The following is a 19,381-nucleotide window of genomic DNA, read 5'->3' as shown; positions in this document are numbered from 1 at the left end:
CCGAGGGGCGGGGTGGGCGGTGGGCGGTGGCCGCCCGGGCTCAGGACGTCGTGACGACCAGGGCGAGCCAGGTCACGAGGGGCGCGACGACGACCAGGCCCATGCCGAGGATCATCAGCGAGCGGAAGATCTTGTCGCGCATCTCCGGCTCGGAGTTCGCGACGACGAGGGCGCCGTTGGTCGAGAACGGGCTGCAGTCGACGACCGAGCTGGAGATCGCGAGGGCGACCACGAGCCCGACGGTGCCGACCTCGCCGGCGAGCAGGAACGGCACCGACAGCGGGATGAGCGTCCCGAGGATGCCGGTGGTCGAGGCGAAGGCGGACACGATCGCGCCGATGAAGCAGATGACCAGCGCGGCCAGCAGCGGCGTGCCGAAGCCGGCGACGGCGTCGCCGAAGCGGTCGATGGTGCCCTGCTCCTCCAGGAGCGCCACGTAGGTGACGATGCCGCCGATCAGCAGGACGGTGCCCCAGCTGACCTTGTCCACCGCGCCCTTGGCGGAGGCGGGGAACAGCAGCGTCAGCAGGACGGCGACGGCGAGGGCCGTGAAGCCGACGTCCAGGCCGAAGGCGAGCGCGAGGACGGCCAGCAGGGCGAGGCCGGCCAGCGTGAGGGACTTCTGGGCGTCCAGCGACGGCGAGACGACCTCCGGCTCCTCGCCCTGCCCTCCCCCGCCGCGGCCGCCGCTGTGCCGCAGGCGCTCCCCGCGCTCGACGAGCGCCGACGGCGTCCCCTGCACGGGCGTGCGGGTGGTGGCGCTGGCCGCGAGCGCGTCGACCGAGAAGGCCTCGTCGCGCCCGGAGCGGTCGATGCGACCGCCGTCGAGGTCGCGGTTGCGGTAGACGACGTAGGCGATGACGTTCAGCACCACGGCGGTGATGACGCTGCCGAGGAAGAGGCGCACGGGGAACTGGTCGAAGTCGTTGTCGCGCACGACCGTGTTGGTGATGATGCCGAAGACGCCGATGGGGCTGAAGCTCCCGGCGGTCGCGCCCTGGACCACCATGAAGCCCATGAGGACGGGGTTGATCCGGTTCCGGACGGCGAACTGCATGGCGACCGGGGCGATGATCGCCACGGCGGCCGGGGTGACGGCGCCGATGGCGGTGATGGCGCCGGCCACCAGGGCCAGCGCCCACGGGATGAGCGAGACCCGCCCGCCGACCGCGCGCACGGCCGCGTGCACGAGCCAGTCGACGGTGCCGTTGTTCTTCGCCAGGGCGAACAGGTAGGTGACGCCGACGAGGATCACGAACAGGCTGGCGGGGAAGCCCCCGAGCACGTCGGCGGTCTCGACTCCGAAGACGTACGTGCCGACGACGAAGGCGGCCACGAGCGCGAGCGCGCCCATGTTGACCGGCCGCACGGTGGCGATGAGGAAGACGGCGGCCAGCACCAGCAGCGCGATGACATCAGGGGACACGGGCAGCACCTCGGTTCGACGGTGAACGACGGTGGATCACGCCCTCCGGGGTGGCGCAGTGGCCTAGCCTCTTGGCCAGCGAGGCCGGCTGTCAACGCCGTGGTCCGCGACGACGACGCCGCGACGTCGGCCGAGGAGGGGGTGCCCGGTGGGCGAGGGGGCCGGCTCCCGGGGGCGCGCGCGCAGCGCGCCGTCGACGGGTCCCGCCCGCCTGCGCCGCCCGCGCCTGTACGAGCAGCTGGCCGACCACATCACGGCCTTCATCGAGGCCCAGGGCCTGTCCCCCGGCGAGCGCCTGCCGCCCGAGCGCCTGCTGGCCGAGCAGCTCGGCGTCAGCCGGGCGACGCTCGCCCAGGCCCTCGTCGCGCTCGAGGTCCGCGGCGTCGTCGACGTCCGGCACGGCGAGGGGGCGGTGCTGCGCGAGGCGACGGCCGCCTCCGAGCTGGAGGCCGCGCTGGCCTCGCACGGCCCGGACGCCGAGGACCTCGCCGACGCGCGGGGCGCCGTCCTGGGGGCGCTGGCCGCCCTGGCGGCCGAGCGCGCCGACCCCGAGCAGCGACGGGTGCTCGCGGCCGCGCTGGAGCCCGGTTCCGCAGCAGCGGGGGCGCCGGAGGCGGTGGCCGCCCTCGTCGTCGAGGCGGCGGGCTCGCCGACCCTGGCGCGGCTGGCGCGCGCTCTGGAGCAGGGCGCCCGGGGGCCGCTGGGCCCGGACCCGGTCGAGGTCGCGCGCGGCGTGCTCACCGGTGACCCGGAGGTGGCTCGTCGAGCCACCACGGCTCCGTCAGCCGCCGCGCGCGAGGCCGGCGCGGCGCCGGCGCACGGGCACGCCTGACCTCGCGCTCCCGGGCTGCCGCGGCGCCGCTGCCCTGCGGCTCACCGCCCGGACGTCCGCGATCTCGCGTCCATCCGCCGTTCCAGGCGACCGGCCCCCGACAGGACCGTCGCCGCCACGAGCAGCACCGCCGGGACGAGCGGGAGGAAGCCCACCCCGAGCGCGGTGAGCAGGGTCCAGGCGAGGCAGACGAGCGCCGCGGCGGCCATGAGCGGCACCGCCCAGCGCGAGCGCCGGCGGGCGCCGAGCACGCCCGCGGCGCAGCAGAGGGCCGGCAGCCCCAGCAGCACGAGGACGGTGACGGCGCCGCCGTCCTCGAGCGCCGTCCCTCCCAGCAGGAGAGCCGTCGCCACCGCGGCGACGACCGCGGCAGCCAGGGAGGCCCACGCGAGGACGACCCCGGCGCGCACCTGCTGCCCCGCTCGGTCGGGCACGGCCGGCGCGGGCCCCCGACCGGTCACCCGGGCGTCACTCCCACTCGATGGTGCCCGGCGGCTTGCTCGTGACGTCGAGGACGACGCGGTTCACCTCGTCGACCTCGTTGGTGATGCGCGTGGAGATCCGCGCCAGCAGGTCGTGCGGCAGGCGCGACCAGTCGGCGGTCATCGCGTCGTCGGAGCTGACCGGGCGCAGCACGACCGGGTGGCCGTAGGTGCGCCCGTCCCCCTGGACGCCGACGGAGCGGACGTCGGCGAGCAGGACCACCGGGCACTGCCAGATCGAGCGGTCCAGTCCGGCCTCGGTGAGCTCCTCGCGGACGATCGCGTCAGCCGCCCGCAGGGTCTCGAGCCGCTCCCGGGTGACCTCGCCGATGATGCGGATGCCCAAGCCGGGGCCCGGGAAGGGCTGGCGCCAGACGATGGCCTCGGGCAGGCCCAGCTCGGCGCCGACGGCGCGCACCTCGTCCTTGAACAGGGTGCGCAGCGGCTCCACGAGCTCGAACTGCAGGTCGTCGGGCAGGCCGCCGACGTTGTGGTGGCTCTTGATGGTGGCCGTGGAGCTGGTGCCGCCGTGGACGGCGCCGCCGGACTCCACGACGTCGGGGTACAGCGTCCCCTGGACCAGGAAGCGCACCTCCTCGCCGTGCTCCCCGGCGCGCGCGACCAGGTCGGCCGCCGCCCCCTCGAAGGCGCGGATGAACTCGCGGCCGATGGCCTTGCGCTTGGTCTCCGGGTCGGTGACCCCGGCGAGCGCCGCCATGAAGGCCTCCTCGGCGTCCACCACGACGAGGTCGACGCCGGTGGCCTCGACGTAGTCGCGCTCGACCTGCTCGGCCTCGCCGGCCCGCAGGAGCCCGTGGTCGACGAAGACGCAGGTGAGCTGGTCGCCGACGGCGCGGTGCACGAGCGCGGCGGCGACGGCGGAGTCGACGCCGCCGGAGAGCCCGCAGACGACGCGCGCGGAGCCGACCTGCGCGCGGATGCGCTCGACCTGCTCGGCGATGACGCCCTCGGTGGTCCAGTCGTCGGGCACGCCCGCCCCGCGCAGGAAGTTCTCGATGACCTGCTGGCCGAACGTCGAGTGCTTGACCTCCGGGTGCCACTGCACGCCGTAGAGCCGCCGCTCGTGGTCCTCGAACGCCGCGACGGGGGCGCCCGGCGTGGAGGCGGTGACGGTGAAGCCGGGCGGTGCGCTGCGGACGGCGTCGCCGTGGCTCATCCAGACGCTCTGCGTGGTCGGCTGCCCCTCGAGCAGGACGCTGCCGGGGCCAGCGGCGGTCTCCTCGACGGGCTCGAGCAGTGCGTCGGTGCCCCCGTACTCGCGCAGCCCGGTGCGGGCGACGTCGCCGCCGAGCGCCTTGGCCATGGCCTGGAACCCGTAGCAGATGCCGAGGACGGGGACGCCGGCCTCGAAGAGGTCGGCCTCCACGAGCGGCGCGCCCTCGGCGTACACCGAGGCGGGGCCGCCGGACAGGACGATGGCCGCGGGGTCGCGCGCCAGCAGCTCGGCGACGCTCGACGAGGCCGGGACGACCTCGGAGTAGGAGTCGGCCTCGCGCACGCGCCGGGCGATGAGCTGGGCGTACTGCGCCCCGTAGTCGACGACGAGGACCGGACGCGCGGTCCGCTCGCCCGGCGGGAGCCCGCCACCGGGGGCCGAGGCCCCGGGGGCGACCGCGGGCAGCTGCCCCGGCACGGGTTCGACCTGCTGGGCGCTGGGCGCGTCGTCGGGGCCGGGGGCGCCCGGGTCTGCGGCGCTCGGGTCGCCGGTGGCCTCGCGGGTGGGCTCGCTCACGCGCGCCAGGCTAGTGCGCCGGCTCGACAGCCCTCACCGCGCGGAGCGCGGGAGCCGCCCCGCCGCTGGTCACCGCGGGGACGAGGACCCCGACGGCACCCCGAGCTGGCGCAGCAGGGCGCGGACCTCCCGCGTGACCCGCCGCTCGACGACGAAGCTCACCGCCGGCACCACCCCGGCGAGCACGAGCCCGGCCAGACGGCCCGGCCCCCAGCGCAGGCGGGACCACATGTCCACCACCGTGACCAGGTAGATGATGTAGACCCACCCGTGGGTGACGGCGAGCCAGCTGCCGATCAGCTCGACCTCGTCCCCGAGCAGGTGCGTCACGAGCCGGACGCCGAGGTTGAGGAAGACCAGCACGAGCAGGACGCCCGTGATGATCGCCATCACCCGGTAGCGGGTGAGCGCCGGGCCGAGGCTCGCCTCCCGCAGCCGGCGGGCGCGGGCGCCGGTGGGCGCGGCGGTGGACGACGGTCCGGTGGTCACCGGGAGGCCTCCTGGGGTCGGGAGCGGTCGACGGGCTCGTCGACCGGGACGTGCTCGGCGGGGGCGAGCCGGGCCTCCGCCTCGTCCTCGGCGCGCTCCAGCCCGCGCCGGTGCACGTCGTGGACGACGCGCAGCCACATGAGGACGGCGAAGACGGCGAAGACCCACCACTGGAAGGCGTACGAGACGTTCTGGAGGTTGGTCCCGCCCTCCCGCTCGGGAGCGGGCACGGCGGCCAGGCCGGGCGCCGGGGCGTCCGCGACCAGGTAGCCGGCGTAGATGCGCCCGTCCCAGACGTTGAGCAGGTCCGCGGAGCTCGCGGCGGCGAGCTGGCCCTCCGGGAGGGCGGCCAGGCCCCGGGGGTCCTGGGAGACGGCCAGGTGCCCGACGAGGTCCGCCGGCTCGGCGGGCGGCTCCGGGACCTCCTGGGCGGGGGCGAAGCCGTCGGCGCCGGGCTCGCCGGCGACCCAGCCGCGCACGACCGGCAGCAGCGCCCCGTCGCCCGTCCCGTCGGCCACCTCGACGGCCGCCACGACCCACGCGCCGTCGCCCGGCGAGCCGTCGGGCGCCCGGTCGACGACCAGCTGCTGCGGCTCGTCGGCCCAGGCGCCCTCGACGGACACCGGGCCGGCCACGGCCTCGCCGTCCAGCTGCTCCTGCGGCGCCAGGACCTCCTGCAGCGGGACCACCGCGCGCTCGGGCGGCGCCTGGTCACCGGAGCGCGAGCGCCCCAGCTGCCAGGAGCCCAGCTCGGCGAAGACGACGGCGAGGACGACCGCCAGCGCCAGCAGGGCCAGCATCCGCGGGCTCAGGGCCGTCCGGACGAGGCTGCCCGCGGGGGCGCGGGGGTCGGTCGGCGGCACGGGGCCACGGTACGGGGCCTCCCTGGGCGCCCGCCGAGGGCGGCCGGCCCAGCGGCGAGGACCCGGGAGTCCGCGTGGGACGGCCGCGTGGCACCGGCCGCATGGGACCGGCTCGGGTCAGGCGGGGGTCGGCTCCAGATCGGCGTAGTCGACACCGGTGAGCCGCACGGCCTCCTGCCACAGCCAGCGAGCCATGTCGGTGTCCTGCGCGCGGGCGGAGGTGCCCACGCGGACCGGCGGGCCGCTGCGCTCGCCGGCGCCGGCGGGGCCGTAGTACTCGCCCCCGACGACGTCGGGGGCGGTCGCCGCGCGCAGCACCGGCCACGCGCCCATCTCGGCGCTCTGCATGAGCGCCTCGCCCACCCGCCCCAGCGCACCCCGCACCGGGCCCGGCAGCCGGCCCAGCGGGCCGCCGGTGAAGAGGTTGGTGGCCGAGATGCCGGGGTGGGCGGCGACGCTGACGAGCTCGCGCCCCGCGCGATCGGTGCGCCGGTCGAGCTCGAGCGCGAACATGAGGTCGGCGAGCTTGGACTGGCCGTAGGCGCTCCAGGCCTCGTACCGCTTCTCGCGCATCAGGTCCTGCGGGGTGATGCGCCCGAAGCGGTGGGCCATGCTCGACAGCGCCACCACCCGCGGCCGGCGCCCGGCGGCCTCGCTCGCCAGCAGGGGGCCCAGCAGTCGCCCGGTGAGGGCGAAGTGGCCGAGGAAGTTGGTGCCGAGCTGCAGCTCGAAGCCGTCCTCGGTGCGAGCGTGCGGGACGGCCATCACGCCGGCGTTGTTCACGAGCAGGTCCAGCCCGGAGGCGCCGAGCCCCTCGGGCAGCCGCTGCGCGAGCTCGGTGACGCTGGCGAGGGAGGCGAGGTCGAGCATCTCCAGCTCCACCCGGGCGCTCGGCACCCTGCGCCGCACCTCCGCGACCGCCGCCTCGCCCTTGGCGCGCGAGCGGGCCGTCATGAGCACGCGCGCGCCCGCGTCGGCGAGCACGGCGGAGACCTCGAGCCCCAGCCCGGAGGTGGCGCCCGTCACGAGCGCCGTGCGGCCGCTCTGGTCGCCGACCTGCTCAGGGGTCCAGCCGCTCGTCGAGGGGCCGGGGGGCGGGGTAGGGGCGTCGCTCATGGCCCCACCCTCCCCCGGGGACCCCCGGAGGCGCAGCGCGGGACGGGGCGCAGGGGCGTCCCGCCGGCGAGGCGCCCGGCGGTCAGCCGGGCTGGTAGGGGCTGACGACGACCTCGCAGCGCTGCATCTCCTTGAGGTCGGAGTAGCCCGTGGTGGCCATCGCGCGGCGCAGCGCCCCGACGAGGTTGGTCGTCCCGTCGGCCGTGCGGCCGGGGCCGCCGAGGATCTCCGCGAGCGGCGCCGCGGTGCCGACGTGCACCCGCTCACCGCGCGGCAGCTCGGTGTGGTGGGCCTCCGGCCCCCAGTGCCACCCGCGCCCGGGCGCCTCCACCGCACGGGCGAGCGCCGCGCCGAGCATGACCGCGTCGGCCCCGCACGCGACGGCCTTGACCAGGTCGCCGGAGCGGCCGACGCCGCCGTCGGCGATCACGTGCACGTAGCGGCCGCCGGACTCGTCGAGGTAGTCGCGGCGCGCCCCGGCGACGTCGGCGACGGCGCTCGCCATCGGCGGGTGGATGCCGAGGGTCGTGCGCGTGGTGCTGGCCGCTCCCCCGCCGAAGCCGACGAGGACGCCCGCGGCGCCCGTGCGCATCAGGTGCAGGGCCGCGGTGTGGGAGGCGGCGCCCCCGACGACGACGGGCACGTCGAGCTCGTAGATGAACTTCTTGAGGTTCAGCGGCTCGGTGCGCGAGGAGACGTGCTCGGCCGAGACCGTGGTGCCGCGGATGACGAACACGTCGACGCCGGCGTCGACGACGGTCTTCCAGAGCTGGTTGGTGCGCTGCGGGCTGAGCGCCCCGGCGACCGTGACGCCGGCCTCCCGGATCCCCCGCAGCCGCAGGGTGACCAGGTCGGGGTCGATGTCCTGGGCGTAGATCTCCTGCATGCGCCGCGTCGCCTCGGCCTCGGGCAGGGACGCGATCTCCGCCAGCAGCGGCTCCGGGTCCTCGTAGCGGGTCCACAGCCCCTCGAGGTCGAGCACCCCCAGGCCGCCGAGGCGGCCGAGCGCGACGGCGGTGGCCGGCGACGTCACCGAGTCCATCGGCGCCGAGAGCACCGGGACCTCGAACTGGTAGGCGTCGATCTGCCAGGACGTCGAGACGTCCTCCGGGTCGCGCGTGCGGCGGCTCGGGACCACCGCCACGTCGTCGAAGGAGTACGTCCGCCGGGCGCGCTTGCCCCGTCCGATCTCGATCTCAGCCACGCCGGGAGGCTAGCGGTGCGCACCGACGGCGGAGGACGCCGCCTCCGCCGTCGCCGCCCGGCCGGGGGCCGCCGCGGTCAGCGGCGCCCGTAGTTGGGCGCCTCGACCGTCATCTGCACGTCGTGCGGGTGGCTCTCCTTGAGCCCCGCGGCCGTGATCCGCGTGAAGCGGCCCCGCTGCTGCAGCTCCGGCACGGAGCGGGCGCCCGTGTAGAACATCGACTGCCGCAGGCCGCCGACGAGCTGGTGGGCCACCGCGGACAGCGGGCCGCGGTAGGGCACCCGGCCCTCGATGCCCTCGGGGATGAAGGCGTCGTCGTCGACGTCGCCCTGGAAGTAGCGGTCCTTGGAGTAGGAGCGGGCGCGACCGCGGGTCTGGGCCGCCCCGAGCGAGCCCATGCCGCGGTAGCCCTTGTACTGCTTGCCGCCCACGAACACGAGGTCCCCGGGGCTCTCGTCGCAGCCGGCGAGCAGCGAGCCGAGCATGACGGCGTCGGCGCCGGCGACCAGCGCCTTGGCGATGTCCCCCGAGTGCTGGAGGCCGCCGTCGCCGATCACGGGCACGCCCGCGGGGCGGGCGGCCTGCGCGGCCTCCCAGATCGCGCTGACCTGCGGCACGCCGACTCCCGCGACGACGCGGGTCGTGCAGATGGAGCCCGGCCCGACGCCGACCTTGACGCCGTCGGCGCCGGCGTCGACCAGGGCCTGCGCGCCCTCGCGGGTGGCGACGTTGCCGCCGACGACGTCCACGTGCGCGGCGGCGGGCTCGGCCTTGAGCCGGGCCACCATGTCGGCCACCCCGCGGCTGTGCCCGTGCGCCGTGTCGACGACGAGCACGTCCACGCCCGCCTCCACGAGCGCCATGGACCTCTCCCAGGCGTCGTCGAAGAAGCCGACGGCCGCCCCCACGCGCAGGCGCCCGGCGTCGTCCTTGGTGGCGAGCGGGTACTGCTCGCTCTTGGTGAAGTCCTTGACGGTGATGAGCCCGCGCAGGCGGCCGTCGGCGTCCACGATCGGCAGCTTCTCGATCTTGTGCTGGCGCAGCAGCTGCATCGCCGTGTCGCGGTCGGCGCCGACGGGCGCGGTCACGAGCGGCATCGGCGTCATGACGTCGGCGACGCGACGGCTGTGGTCGGGCTCCCACCGCAGGTCGCGGTTGGTGACGATGCCCACGAGCACGCCGCCCGCGTCCACGACGGGGAGCCCGGAGACCCGGTAGCGGGCGCAGGCCGCGTCGACCTCCGCGAGGCTCGCCTCGGGCGAGGTCACCACGGGCGAGGTGATCATCCCCGCCTCCGAGCGCTTCACCAGGTCGACGTGGTCGGCCTGGTCCTCGATGGAGAGGTTGCGGTGCAGCACCCCGAGGCCGCCCTGGCGCGCCATGGCGATGGCCATGCGCGACTCGGTGACGGTGTCCATGGCCGAGCTCAGGAGCGGGACCCGCAGCTCGACCCGCCGCGACAGGCGCGTGCTGGTGTCGACCTCGCTCGGGATGACGTCGCTCTCCCCCGGCAGCAGCAGGACGTCGTCGTAGGTGAGGCCCACGCGGGCGAACGGGTCGACGGGCATGTCCGGCACGGCGGGGCTCCCAGGGGGACGGGGACGGCTGCGGACGCGACGCTGCGTCAGGCGATCGTACGACCGCCCGCAGCCCCCGCGCGCCGCCCGGAGGACCCCCCGCCGACCGGGCGCCGACCCGGGGTCAGCGCACGAGACCGGCGCGGAACCCGATGGCGACCGCGTGCGCGCGGTCGGCCGCGCCGAGCTTGCGGAAGAGCCTGCGCGCGTGGGTCTTCACGGTGTCCTCGGAGAGGAACAGCTCCTTGCCGATCTCGCCGTTGCTGCGCCCGCGGCTCATGCCGGCGAGGACCTGCTGCTCGCGCTCGGTGAGCACCGGCACGTCGTCCTGGGCGCTGGCCGCGACGGCCGCCCGGCGCGCGTCGCTGACGGACATGGCGTGGTGCAGGACGGCGGTCAGCTCGGGGGTGCTGGGCTCGCGGACGAGCACGGCGCAGGCGCCGGCGGCCATGGCCGCACCGGCGGTGTCGCCGTCCCCGGGCGCGACCAGGGCGATGACGGCGGTCTGCGGCCGGGCCTGCATCCAGGAGCGGATGTGCTCGGCCGAGCGCGGGGAGGAGCAGGACATGAGGACCACGTCCGGCGGGCCCCCCGGGGCCGTGCGCGCCGCGGCGCCGCCGCTGGCGGCGCCCGCGGTGCGGCTGACGCCGGGGATGGAGCCGACCTGGCGGCGGAGCGACTCCCGCACGGGCAGGACGTCGTCGCAGACGAGCACGGTGGACACGCGAACCTCCGGGTGGTGTGACCGCGGTCGCGGCCTGTCTGCCCTGGTGATCGGCAGGAGGGCACCGAGACCTGAGGGAACCCCAGCAGGCACGACCGCCGCAGGCGTCGTCCACAGGCTCCGGACCGGGTTCGGAGCAGCCGGCGCCCCGGACGGGTCGGGCGGGGGCCGCGGAGGGCGCGAGGCGGGTCGCGGTGCGCTCGGCGGCGCCGCGGCGACCGCCGCCGCCGATCAGGCGAGGGCGGCCGCGACGACGTCGCCGAGGTCGGGGACCACCGGCGCGGGTGCGCCGTCCCCCCACCCCCGGCCGACGAGCAGCACGCGCAGCCCGTCGGGGTCCACCAGGCGCCCCGTCTCGGCGGCGGCCGCGCTCCCGACGGCGGCGTCCGAGACGACGACCAGGACGGCGGCGTCCACCTGCTCGGCGACCGCGGCGACGCGCTCGGCCGGGTGCGCCCCCGGGAGGACGGAGCTGTCCGCCCCCTCCTCGCGCAGCGCGGCGGCGACGACGTGGGAGAGCAGGTCCCCGGTCGGGCCGTCGGGAGTCGCCCGCGCGGCGCCCTCGGCCGGCACGCACGGGCGGACCACGAGCACGCTCGGACCGCTGACGGGCTCGGCGTCGGCGACGCCGCGCAGGGCGGCCATGACCGCCGACTCGAGCAGGGCGCCGGGCGAGCGCCCGGGCGCGACGGCGCCGACCCGGTCGGCCAGGGCCTGCAGCACCGGCCGGGCGAGCCCGGTCCACGTCTCCACGACACCGCTCACCGCGGTGCTCGCCTCGAGCTGGCGACCGCACTCGCCGGCCTGCAGGGCCATCGCCGCCCGCGCGAGCGAGCGCACCGAGGGACTGGTCGCGCGCAGCGCCGGACCGGGCTCGGCCGGCGGCTGCACCTCCCGCGCCCGGGCGGGCTCGGGGGCGCGAGCCGCGGGCCCCGCGCTCGTGGTCCCGGACGTCTGCACGGCCACCCGGGCCGCCTCCGCGGGCGAGTAGCCCTCCAGCGTCATCCGCCGCATCACCATGAGGCGGTCGAGGTCCTCGAGGGAGTACTGGCGGTGCGCGCCGGCGGTGTGGGCCGACGGACCCAGGTCGTAGCGCCGCGCCCAGGTGCGCAGCGTCGCCGGGGCGACGCCGAGGCGCCGCGCCACGGCGGCGACCTTCAGGGTCGGCGCCCCGTCCTGGGCCGTCACGGGCGCGAGCGCGGCCGTGCTGTCGTCCTGGGAGTCCACCCGGACCTCCTCGCGCCGACTCCGGAGGCGCTGCCGCGCAGGGGGTCTCGCGTCGTCGTCGGATCGTCGCCCCACGACGTCCCCCTCGGCACGGGGGGCGGGAGCGGAGGCGGGCACGACCCCATGCTGGCGGCGGCGGCCTCCGCCGGCCAGTCGGCACCGCGCCCCGCTCGCGCCTGGCGCGCTCCTGCACAGGCCGTGACGGCTCGGTGAACAAGTTCAGATCCGCGCCAGCAGGTCCTTGAACAACTTCTGGATCGGTTGTAGCGTCCTGCACATCGACACGGCGCCGCCGCTGACACCAGCGAGGCGCTCACCGCACCGCCCCCCTCAGGGCACGAACCGCAGGAGCACCCATGGCTGAGATCTCGCGCCTCCCCGGACCCGTCGCCGACCTCTGGGAGTGGCAGATGCAGGGCGCCTGCCGCGAGGCGGACGACACCCTGTTCTTCCACCCGGAGGGCGAGCGCGGCCCGAGCCGTCGCAACCGCGACAACGCCGCCAAGGCCATCTGCGCCAGCTGCCCCGTCATCCAGTCCTGCAAGGAGCACGCCCTCGCCGTCCGCGAGCCCTACGGCGTGTGGGGCGGCATGACCGAGGACGAGCGCGAGGCCGAGTACACGCGCCGTCGCAGCGCGGCCCGCGTGCTCCCCCTCGCGAGCTGACCACCTCCCCGAGCTCGGCGTCCGCGCACCGTCTCTGAGGGGGGCTCGCTCTCCGGCGCCGCAGCGCTCAGCACCACGAAGGCCCCGCACCCGACCAGGGTGCGGGGCCTTCTGCGCACCCTGGACGCCTCGACCGCGCGAGGCGGCCGGGCCGGGAGCACGAGGGCCCCGGGCGGCGTGCCGCCCGGGGCCCTCGTCACGCGCGCGCCGCCCCGGAGCCGGGGAGGCGCGTCAGCGGTGGATCAGTGGCCGTGCCCGTGGCCGTGCCCGGCCTCGGACTCCTCGACCGGCTCCTTCTTCTCGACGACGAGCGTCTCGGTCGTCAGCACCAGCGACGCGATGGACGCCGCGTTGACCAGCGCCGAGCGCGTCACCTTGACCGGGTCGATGACGCCGGCGGGCACGAGCTCCTCGTACTCCCCGGTCGCCGCGTTGAGGCCCTGGCCCCCGCCGAGCGTGCGGACCTTGTCGACGACGACGTAGCCGTTGAGACCGGCGTTCTCGGCGATCCAGCGCAGGGGCTGGTCGACGGCGCGGCGGACGATGCCCACGCCCACCGCCTCGTCCCCGCTCAGGCCGAGGTCGCCCTCGAGCACCGAGGCGGCCTGGACGAGGGCGGAGCCGCCGCCGGCGACGATGCCCTCCTCGATGGCCGCGCGGGTCGCCGAGACGGCGTCCTCGATGCGGTGCTTCTTCTCCTTGAGCTCCACCTCGGTGGCCGCGCCGACCTTGATGACGCAGACGCCGCCGCCGAGCTTGGCGAGGCGCTCCTGCAGCTTCTCGCGGTCCCACTCGGAGTCGGTGCGCTCGATCTCGGAGCGGATCTGCGCGGCGCGCGCCTCGATGTCGTCGCGCTCCCCGCCGCCGTCGACGACGGTCGTGTCGTCCTTGGTGACGACGACGCGGCGGGCCGAGCCCAGCACCTCGAGGCCGACCTGGTCGAGCTTGAGGCCGACGTCGGCGCTGACGACCTGCGCGCCGGTGAGGACGGCCAGGTCCTCGAGCATCGCCTTGCGGCGGTCGCCGAAGCCGGGGGCCTTGACGGCCGCGGCGGTGAAGGTGCCGCGGATCTTGTTGACGACCAGCGTGGACAGCGCCTCGCCGTCGACGTCCTCGGCCACCACGAAGAGCGGCTTGGAGGTCTGCAGGACCTTCTCCAGCAGCGGCAGGAGGTCCTGCACCGCGCTGATCTTGCCGGAGGTGATGAGCACGTGGGCGTCCTCGAGGACGGCCTCCATGCGCTCGTTGTCGGTGACGAAGTACGGGGAGATGTAGCCCTTGTCGAGCTGCATGCCCTCGGTGAACTCGAGGTCCATCGCCGCCGTCGAGGTCTCCTCGACCGTGATGACGCCGTCCTTGCCGACCTTGTCGAAGGCCTCGGCGATGAGCTCGCCGATGGTGCGGTCCTGGCTGGAGATGGCCGCGACGTGCGCGATCTCGTCCTTGCCGTCGACCTCGCGGGCCGCGGCGCGCAGCGCGTCGCCGACCGCGACGACGGCGGCGTCCATGCCGCGCTTGAGCGCGCCGGGGGCCGCGCCCGCCGCCACGTTGCGCAGACCCTCGTGCACGAGCGCCTGCGCGAGGACCGTCGCCGTGGTGGTGCCGTCGCCGGCGACGTCGTTGGTCTTGGTGGCGACCTCCTTGGCGAGCTGCGCGCCGAGGTTCTCGTACGCGTCGTCGAGCTCGACCTCGCGGGCGATCGTCACGCCGTCGTTGGTGATCGTGGGTGCGCCCCACTGCTTGTCGATGACGACGTTGCGGCCGCGCGGGCCGAGGGTCACCTTGACCGCGTCGGCGAGCGCGTCCACGCCGCGCTCGAGCGCGCGGCGCGCCTCGTCGTCGAACTTCAGGGTCTTGGCCATGGTGCTCCGTCCTGGGTGGGTCGTGCGGGTGTGCGGCGGCGCCCCGGCGGGGCGCCTCGGAGGACGACGGCTCGGCGCGCGTCGGCGCGGGGTGCTGGTCGACCTCCGGACGCAGGACGCCCCGGGGACCGGCGGACCGGTCCGCCGGGGCGGTCGTGCGGGCGGGCGGCCGAGGGCCGCGCTCCGCCAGGGTGCTGGGGCGCTGTCGTCAGGAGCCGACGACGGCGAGCACGTCGCGGGCGGAGAGGATCAGGAGGTCCTCGCCGCCGTACTTGACCTCGGTGCCGCCGTACTTGGAGTAGATGACCTTCTCGCCGACCTTGACGTCGACGGGCACGCGCTGGCCGTTGTCGTCGATGCGACCCGGGCCGACCGCGAGGACCTCGCCCTCCTGGGGCTTCTCCTTCGCGGTGTCCGGGATGACCAGGCCGGATGCGGTCGTCTGCTCGGCCTCGACGGCCTTGACGACGATGCGGTCCTCGAGCGGCTTGATGGAGACCGACACTGTGCGGACCTCTCCTTCGTGGTGGTTCACGTGACGGGGGCAGGCGGTGCAGCGGGAGCCGTCCGCCGTCGCGGGGGTCGGCCGGGTCCTGCCGTCTCGCCGTGCGCGACTCTAGGACGGTGGTTAGCACTCGGTCAATCCGAGTGCCAGCACGGTGGGGGGAGCCCGCGTCGTCCGGCGTGCGACGATCCGCGGCGTGGAGGATCCCGCCGTCGCCGGCCTCGCCGCCGTGCTGGCGCCGGAGGGCCTGGCCCTGCTGGACGCCCTGCCCCCCTACGAGGAGGCGGCGGGCCTGGCGCTGGGGGCGCGGCTGCGCGCGGAGGGCCACGACCCCGCCCTCGTGGCCGGCGCCCTGACCCAGAGCCGCCTGCGCGCCCGGGCCGTCGCCAAGTTCGGCCCCTTCGCCGACGACATGCTCTTCACCGCAGCGGGCTTGGAGCAGGCCACGCGCCTGGAGGTCGCCGCGCGGCACGCGCGGCGCTTCGCCGCCGCCGACGTGCGGCGGGTGGCCGACCTCGGGTGCGGCATCGGCGGGGACGCCCTGGCGCTGGCCGGGCTGGGGCTCGGCGTCCTCGCCGTCGACCGCGACGAGCCGACCGCCGCGGTGGCCGCCGCCAACCTGCGGCGCTTCCCGGCCGCCGCCGTGCGCTGCGAGGACGTCGTCGCGACCGACCTCACGGGCGTGGACGGCGTCTGGCTCGACCCGGCGCGCCGGGACGCCGCCGGCCGCCGCGTCCTGGACCCGCGGCGCGCCAGCCCTCCGCTGTCCTTCGCCGTCGACCTCGCCGAGCGCCTGCCCGTCGGCGTCAAGACCGCGCCCGGGATCGACCACGACCTCGTGCCCACCGGCCCGGGCGGCGCGTGGGAGTGCCAGTGGACCTCCGTCGACGGCGACGTCGTCGAGGCGGCCCTGTGGAGCGGCCCCCTGGCGCGCCCCGGGGTGCGGCGCAGCGCCGTGGTGGTGCGCGGCGGCGCCGCGGCGGTCGTCGACGACGCCGCCGACCCGTTCGCCGCGACGGCGCCCCCGGTCGGCCCGGTGGGCGGCTTCCTCTACGAGCCGGACGGCGCCGTCGTGCGGGCCGGCCTCGTGGGGGCCGTCGTCGCGGCGCTCGACGGCCGGCTCGTCGACCCCTCGATCGCCTACGTCACCGCCGACCGCCACCTGGAGCTGCCGTCGGCGACCGGCTACGTCGTCGACGAGGTGATGCCGTTCGGGCTCAAGCCGCTGCGGGCGCGCCTGCGCGAGCGCGGCGTCGGGCGCCTGACGATCAAGAAGCGCGGCACCGCGGTCGAGCCCGAGGAGCTGCGCCGGCGCCTGCGGCTCGAGGGCCCCGAGGAGGCCGTCCTCGTCCTCACCCGCGTCGCCGGCCGCCAGAGCGCGCTGATCTGCCGCGCGCTCCCGCGCCCGATCGCCGTCTGACCGCCCCCGGCGCAGCCACGGGACGAGCCCAGGCGTCGCCGCGACCCTCAGGGGACCAGGATCGTCCCGACGGGCAGGGAGGAGTCGCCGCCGAGCTCGGGCCCGGACGGCGCCAGCCCCCGGGCCACCACCTGGGCGCCGAGCGCGGCGACCATGGCGCCGTTGTCGGTGCACAGGCGCAGCCGCGGCACCCGCAGCGCGATCCCCGCGGCCTCGCAGCGCTCGGCGAGCAGCTCCCGGAGCCGCCCGTTCGCGGAGACGCCGCCGCCGAGCATGAGGTGCTCGAGCCCGTTCTCCCGGCAGGCGTCGACGGCCTTGCGGGTGAGGACGTCGGCCACCGCCTCCTGGAAGGACGCCGCGACGTCGGCCACCGGCACCGGGCGCCCCGAGGCCTCGCACGCGCGGACCCACCGGGCGACGGCCGTCTTCAGGCCCGAGAAGGAGAAGTCGAAGCGGTGCCGCTGCAGGTCGCGAGCTGACGTCAGCCCGCGCGGGAAGGCGATGGCGGTCGGGTCGCCCTCGCGGGCGGCCGCGTCGATGGACGGGCCCCCGGGGTAGGGCAGGCCCAGCAGGCGCGCCGTCTTGTCGAAGGCCTCCCCCGCGGCGTCGTCGACGGTCTCGCCGAGCAGGCGGACGTCGCTCGCGATGTCGACCACGTGCAGCAGCGACGTGTGGCCGCCCGAGACCAGCAGCGCCGCGCAGGGGGTGGGCATCGGCCCGCCGTCGAGGACGCAGACGGCGACGTGCGCGTCGAGGTGGTTGACCCCGTAGAGCGGCACGTCGAGGGCCCAGGCGAGCGCCTTGGCGGCGCCGACCCCCACGAGCAGCGCGCCGGCGAGGCCCGGGCCGGCCGTCACCGCCACCGCGTCGACGTCGGCGAGCGTGACGCCGGCGTCCTCGCACGCGCGGGTGATGGTCGGGACCATCGCCTCGAGGTGGGCGCGGCTGGCCACCTCGGGCACGACGCCGCCGAAGCGCGCGTGCTCCTCGACGCTGCTGGCGACGGCGTCGGCCAGCAGGGTCGTGCCCCGGACCAGGCCGACACCCGTCTCGTCGCAGGACGTCTCGATGCCGAGGACCAGCGGCTCGATCCCGGGCGCCGGGCGCCGGCCGGGCTGGAGCAGCCGCGCCCCGCCCCCCTGGGGGACCGCCGTCCGCGAGCCGGTGCCCGGGTCTGCCGCGCTCACAGCGCCTCCCTCACGTCGCGGTGCCGGCGGGCCCGCTGCACCCGGCTGCGCACGAACCAGGCGAGCAGGACGACGAGCACCGCGATGACGGCGTAGTCGATGTACTGGGCGTACTGCTCCACCCGCTCGAACTGCGACCCGAGCGCGTAGCCGCCGCCCACGAGGAACGCGTTCCACAGCAGCGACCCCGCGGCGGTGAGCAGGCAGAAGCGCGGCAGGGACATGCGCGTGGCGCCCGCGGGGATCGACACGAGGCTGCGCACGCCGGGCACGAGCCGCCCGACGAAGACCGACGCCGAGCCGTGGCGGTGGAACCAGCCGACGGCGTGCTCGACCTCCTCGCGGTCGACCAGGGGCACCCGCGCCATCCACGCCACGGCGCGGGCCTCCCCGAAGGCCCGACCCAGCCAGTACAGCGCGAGGGCGCCGACGAGCGAGCCCAGCGTGGCGGCGACCAGCGCGAGGACCAGGCTCATGCCGCCCTGCGCGGCGATGAAGCCCGCCAGCGGCAGCGTCACCTCGCTGGGGACCGGGGGCACCACCGTCTCCAGCACCGTGGCGACGAAGACGCCGGGCTCGCCGATGGCCGCGATGAAGCGCGCGAGGGCGCCGGACAGGCCGGTGAGTCCGCCGACCGCCTGGTCGACGCCCACCTCCTCCCCGGCCGCCCGGAGCAGGACGAGAGGGCTCATGCGGTCGGGGCTCCTGGGGCTCTCGGGGCGATGGGGGCGGCGGGGGCGATGAGAGCGGCGGGGGCGCCGGGGTCGCCGGTGCCCGGCTCGAGGGCGATCGGGTCGTGCTCGACGCGGCGGCGCATCACCAGGGCGTCGGCGCCCGGCCCGTAGTAGTCCCGTCGCCGGGCCAGCCGCTCGAAGCCGTGGCGCTCGTACAGCCGCACGGCGGGCGCGTTGCCGGCCTCGACCTCCAGGAGCAGGGCCGTGGCGCCGAGCCGCTCGGCGTGCTCCTCGCAGGCCCGCAGCAGGGCGTCGCCGAGCCCCCGCCCCCGCGCGGCGGGCGCCGTGGCGATCGTCTGCACGTCGGCGTCGGCCCCCGCCGAGGCCGCTCCGGCGTAGCCCAGCAGCTCCCCGGTCGCCGACCGCGCCGTCCAGAACGCGCGGCCGGCCGCCGCCAGCTCCGACCAGAACAGCTCCGCGCTCCACGCGGTGGGGCCGAAGACGTCGGCCTCCAGGCGCGCGACGTCGGCGACGTCCCACCAGCGCATCGGCGCCAGCTCCCAGCCGCAGGCAGGTGCGCTCGTGCCGGCCGCGGGCGACGTCACCGCCGGGCTCCGGCGGCCGAGTCGCGGGCCGGGGCGCGCACGGGCGCCGGCGCCGGCGGCGGCAGGCGGTCGGCGGTCGCGACGGCGTCGGGCCGGCGCAGGTACAGCGGCTCCACCGGCACGAGCGGCGTCGCGCCGCGCCCCGCGAGCGCGTCGGCGGCCACGACGCCGAGCGCGGCGGCACCGGGGTCGAGCAGGGCCTCCCGCGCGGTCCCGGGGACGGCGGGCAGGTGCTCCCCGTACAGGCGCACCCCGCGCCCGAGCCAGAGCGGGGCCTCGCCGGCGACGTCGGAGGCCGCCCCCACGCCCGGGCCCCCCGTGCGCCGCAGCCCCTGCGGGCCGAGCTCGTAGGCGCCCCAGTACACCTCGCGCCGACGCGCGTCGGTGGCGACGCCGAAGCGCCCGGGCACCCCGACGCCGTCGGCCGCCAGCGCGTCGGCGGCCGCGCGGGCGAGCGCGTCCAGGCTGCAGACGCCGTGCACCGGCAGGCCGAGCGCGAGGCCGGTCGTCTGCGCGGCGGCCAAGCCCACCCGCAGCCCCGTGTAGGGCCCCGGGCCGACGCCGACGGCCACGGCCTCCAGGTCACCGCGGGAGGCGCCCGCCTCGGCGAGGACGGCGGCCACCATCGGCTGCAGCAGCTCGGCGTGCCGGCGCGGGTCGGTCGACGTGCGCGCGGCGACGACGCGGCCGCCGTCCAGCAGCGCCGCGCTCGCGACGGCGGAGGTGTCGAGGGCCAGCAGCACGCGCCCAGGGTAGGTCGGGCGGCGGGC

At 76.8% G+C, this 19,381-nt stretch carries 19 protein-coding genes; 3 read left to right on the top strand and 16 right to left on the bottom strand.

Annotated elements, in window-relative coordinates; genetic code table 11:
• Positions 1-40: 40 nt before the first annotated feature.
• Positions 41-1,426, bottom strand: a complete 1,386-nt coding sequence (locus Q0848_RS10275) for an SLC13 family permease (protein WP_299037191.1) — start codon at positions 1,424-1,426, stop codon at positions 41-43.
• A gap of 148 nt (positions 1,427-1,574) precedes the next feature.
• On the opposite strand from Q0848_RS10275, the gene Q0848_RS10270 reads away from it, so the two are divergent.
• Entirely contained in the window at positions 1,575-2,258 is a 684-nt protein-coding gene (locus tag Q0848_RS10270) for a FadR/GntR family transcriptional regulator (RefSeq protein ID WP_299037188.1), read from the top strand.
• A 41-nt stretch (positions 2,259-2,299) separates the two neighbouring features.
• Here the strand turns inward: Q0848_RS10270 and Q0848_RS10265 are convergent, their stop codons facing one another.
• The 9 genes from Q0848_RS10265 to Q0848_RS10225 form a co-directional block, all read right to left on the bottom strand.
• Positions 2,300-2,692 (bottom strand): hypothetical protein, encoded by a 393-nt coding sequence (locus tag Q0848_RS10265; protein WP_299037186.1) that lies wholly within the window; start codon positions 2,690-2,692, stop codon positions 2,300-2,302.
• 34 nt (positions 2,693-2,726) lie between these two features.
• Complete coding sequence (gene guaA / locus Q0848_RS10260) at positions 2,727-4,271, bottom strand: glutamine-hydrolyzing GMP synthase (protein WP_366146531.1); 1,545 nt, start codon at positions 4,269-4,271, stop codon at positions 2,727-2,729.
• 291 nt (positions 4,272-4,562) lie between these two features.
• Entirely contained in the window at positions 4,563-4,982 is a 420-nt protein-coding gene (locus Q0848_RS10255) for a DUF3817 domain-containing protein (protein ID WP_299037182.1), read from the bottom strand.
• Positions 4,979-5,845, bottom strand: a complete 867-nt coding sequence (locus Q0848_RS10250) for an SURF1 family protein (protein ID WP_299037180.1) — start codon at positions 5,843-5,845, stop codon at positions 4,979-4,981. The genes Q0848_RS10255 and Q0848_RS10250 overlap by 4 nt, the downstream gene beginning before the upstream one ends.
• A 117-nt stretch (positions 5,846-5,962) precedes the next feature.
• Positions 5,963-6,961 carry an oxidoreductase gene (locus tag Q0848_RS10245; protein WP_299037178.1) on the bottom strand — a complete coding sequence of 333 codons (999 nt, stop codon included), beginning with the start codon at positions 6,959-6,961 and terminating at the stop codon, positions 5,963-5,965.
• Positions 6,962-7,043: 82 nt separating this feature from the next.
• A complete protein-coding gene (locus Q0848_RS10240; RefSeq protein WP_299037176.1) occupies positions 7,044-8,165 on the bottom strand; it encodes a GuaB3 family IMP dehydrogenase-related protein in 1,122 nt (373 codons plus the stop codon).
• Between the two features lie 77 nt (positions 8,166-8,242).
• The gene (gene guaB / locus Q0848_RS10235; protein WP_299037428.1) at positions 8,243-9,733 is read right to left on the bottom strand and encodes an IMP dehydrogenase; all 1,491 of its coding nucleotides are present in this window, start codon (positions 9,731-9,733) and stop codon (positions 8,243-8,245) included.
• Between the two features lie 133 nt (positions 9,734-9,866).
• Positions 9,867-10,466, bottom strand: a complete 600-nt coding sequence (locus tag Q0848_RS10230; RefSeq protein WP_299037174.1) for a response regulator transcription factor — start codon at positions 10,464-10,466, stop codon at positions 9,867-9,869.
• Between the two features lie 231 nt (positions 10,467-10,697).
• On the bottom strand, positions 10,698-11,693 hold the full coding sequence (locus Q0848_RS10225) for a MerR family transcriptional regulator (RefSeq protein ID WP_299037172.1): 996 nt from the start codon (positions 11,691-11,693) through the stop codon (positions 10,698-10,700).
• 356 nt (positions 11,694-12,049) lie between these two features.
• On the opposite strand from Q0848_RS10225, the gene Q0848_RS10220 reads away from it, so the two are divergent.
• Positions 12,050-12,358, top strand: a complete 309-nt coding sequence (locus Q0848_RS10220; RefSeq protein WP_299037170.1) for a WhiB family transcriptional regulator — start codon at positions 12,050-12,052, stop codon at positions 12,356-12,358.
• Positions 12,359-12,600: 242 nt separating this feature from the next.
• Here Q0848_RS10220 and groL read toward each other — a convergent pair whose 3' ends face one another.
• Both groL and groES read right to left on the bottom strand, forming a co-directional pair.
• Positions 12,601-14,220: a chaperonin GroEL gene (gene groL / locus Q0848_RS10215; protein ID WP_299037168.1), complete on the bottom strand. Its 1,620-nt coding sequence runs from the start codon at positions 14,218-14,220 to the stop codon at positions 12,601-12,603.
• A gap of 208 nt (positions 14,221-14,428) precedes the next feature.
• Positions 14,429-14,725 carry a co-chaperone GroES gene (gene groES / locus Q0848_RS10210; protein WP_299037166.1) on the bottom strand — a complete coding sequence of 99 codons (297 nt, stop codon included), beginning with the start codon at positions 14,723-14,725 and terminating at the stop codon, positions 14,429-14,431.
• A gap of 196 nt (positions 14,726-14,921) precedes the next feature.
• On the opposite strand from groES, the gene Q0848_RS10205 reads away from it, so the two are divergent.
• Positions 14,922-16,145 (top strand): THUMP-like domain-containing protein, encoded by a 1,224-nt coding sequence (locus Q0848_RS10205; RefSeq protein WP_299037164.1) that lies wholly within the window; start codon positions 14,922-14,924, stop codon positions 16,143-16,145.
• A gap of 47 nt (positions 16,146-16,192) precedes the next feature.
• On the opposite strand, the gene tsaD is transcribed toward Q0848_RS10205, so the two are convergent.
• The 4 genes from tsaD to tsaB form a co-directional block, all read right to left on the bottom strand.
• Positions 16,193-17,236, bottom strand: a complete 1,044-nt coding sequence (tsaD, locus tag Q0848_RS10200; protein WP_366146530.1) for a tRNA (adenosine(37)-N6)-threonylcarbamoyltransferase complex transferase subunit TsaD — start codon at positions 17,234-17,236, stop codon at positions 16,193-16,195.
• Positions 17,237-17,328: 92 nt separating this feature from the next.
• Positions 17,329-18,024 (bottom strand): DedA family protein, encoded by a 696-nt coding sequence (locus Q0848_RS10195; protein ID WP_299037161.1) that lies wholly within the window; start codon positions 18,022-18,024, stop codon positions 17,329-17,331.
• Complete coding sequence (gene rimI / locus Q0848_RS10190) at positions 18,021-18,611, bottom strand: ribosomal protein S18-alanine N-acetyltransferase (protein WP_299037159.1); 591 nt, start codon at positions 18,609-18,611, stop codon at positions 18,021-18,023. Before rimI ends, Q0848_RS10195 begins: the two co-directional genes overlap by 4 nt.
• Positions 18,608-19,354 (bottom strand): tRNA (adenosine(37)-N6)-threonylcarbamoyltransferase complex dimerization subunit type 1 TsaB, encoded by a 747-nt coding sequence (tsaB, locus tag Q0848_RS10185; protein WP_299037157.1) that lies wholly within the window; start codon positions 19,352-19,354, stop codon positions 18,608-18,610. The genes rimI and tsaB overlap by 4 nt, the downstream gene beginning before the upstream one ends.
• Between the last annotated feature and the right edge of the window lie 27 nt (positions 19,355-19,381).

The sequence above is a fragment of the uncultured Pseudokineococcus sp. genome (genome assembly GCF_947495735.1).
In the GTDB taxonomy this organism is placed as follows: Bacteria; Actinomycetota; Actinomycetes; order Actinomycetales; family Quadrisphaeraceae; genus Pseudokineococcus.
The sequence above is the reverse complement of the archived record's forward strand: the minus strand, read 5'-3'. Positions and strand labels throughout refer to the sequence as shown.

Bases quoted from the DNA above. Each gene is read 5' to 3' on its own strand.
- Q0848_RS10245 (WP_299037178.1), bottom strand. From the start codon at position 6,961: ATGAGCGACGCCCCTACCCCGCCCCCCGGCCCCTCGACGAGCGGCTGG.
- guaB (WP_299037428.1), bottom strand. From the start codon at position 9,733: ATGCCCGTCGACCCGTTCGCCCGCGTGGGCCTCACCTACGACGACGTC.
- Q0848_RS10220 (WP_299037170.1), top strand. From the start codon at position 12,050: ATGGCTGAGATCTCGCGCCTCCCCGGACCCGTCGCCGACCTCTGGGAG.
- groL (WP_299037168.1), bottom strand. From the start codon at position 14,220: ATGGCCAAGACCCTGAAGTTCGACGACGAGGCGCGCCGCGCGCTCGAG.
- Q0848_RS10195 (WP_299037161.1), bottom strand. From the start codon at position 18,024: ATGAGCCCTCTCGTCCTGCTCCGGGCGGCCGGGGAGGAGGTGGGCGTC.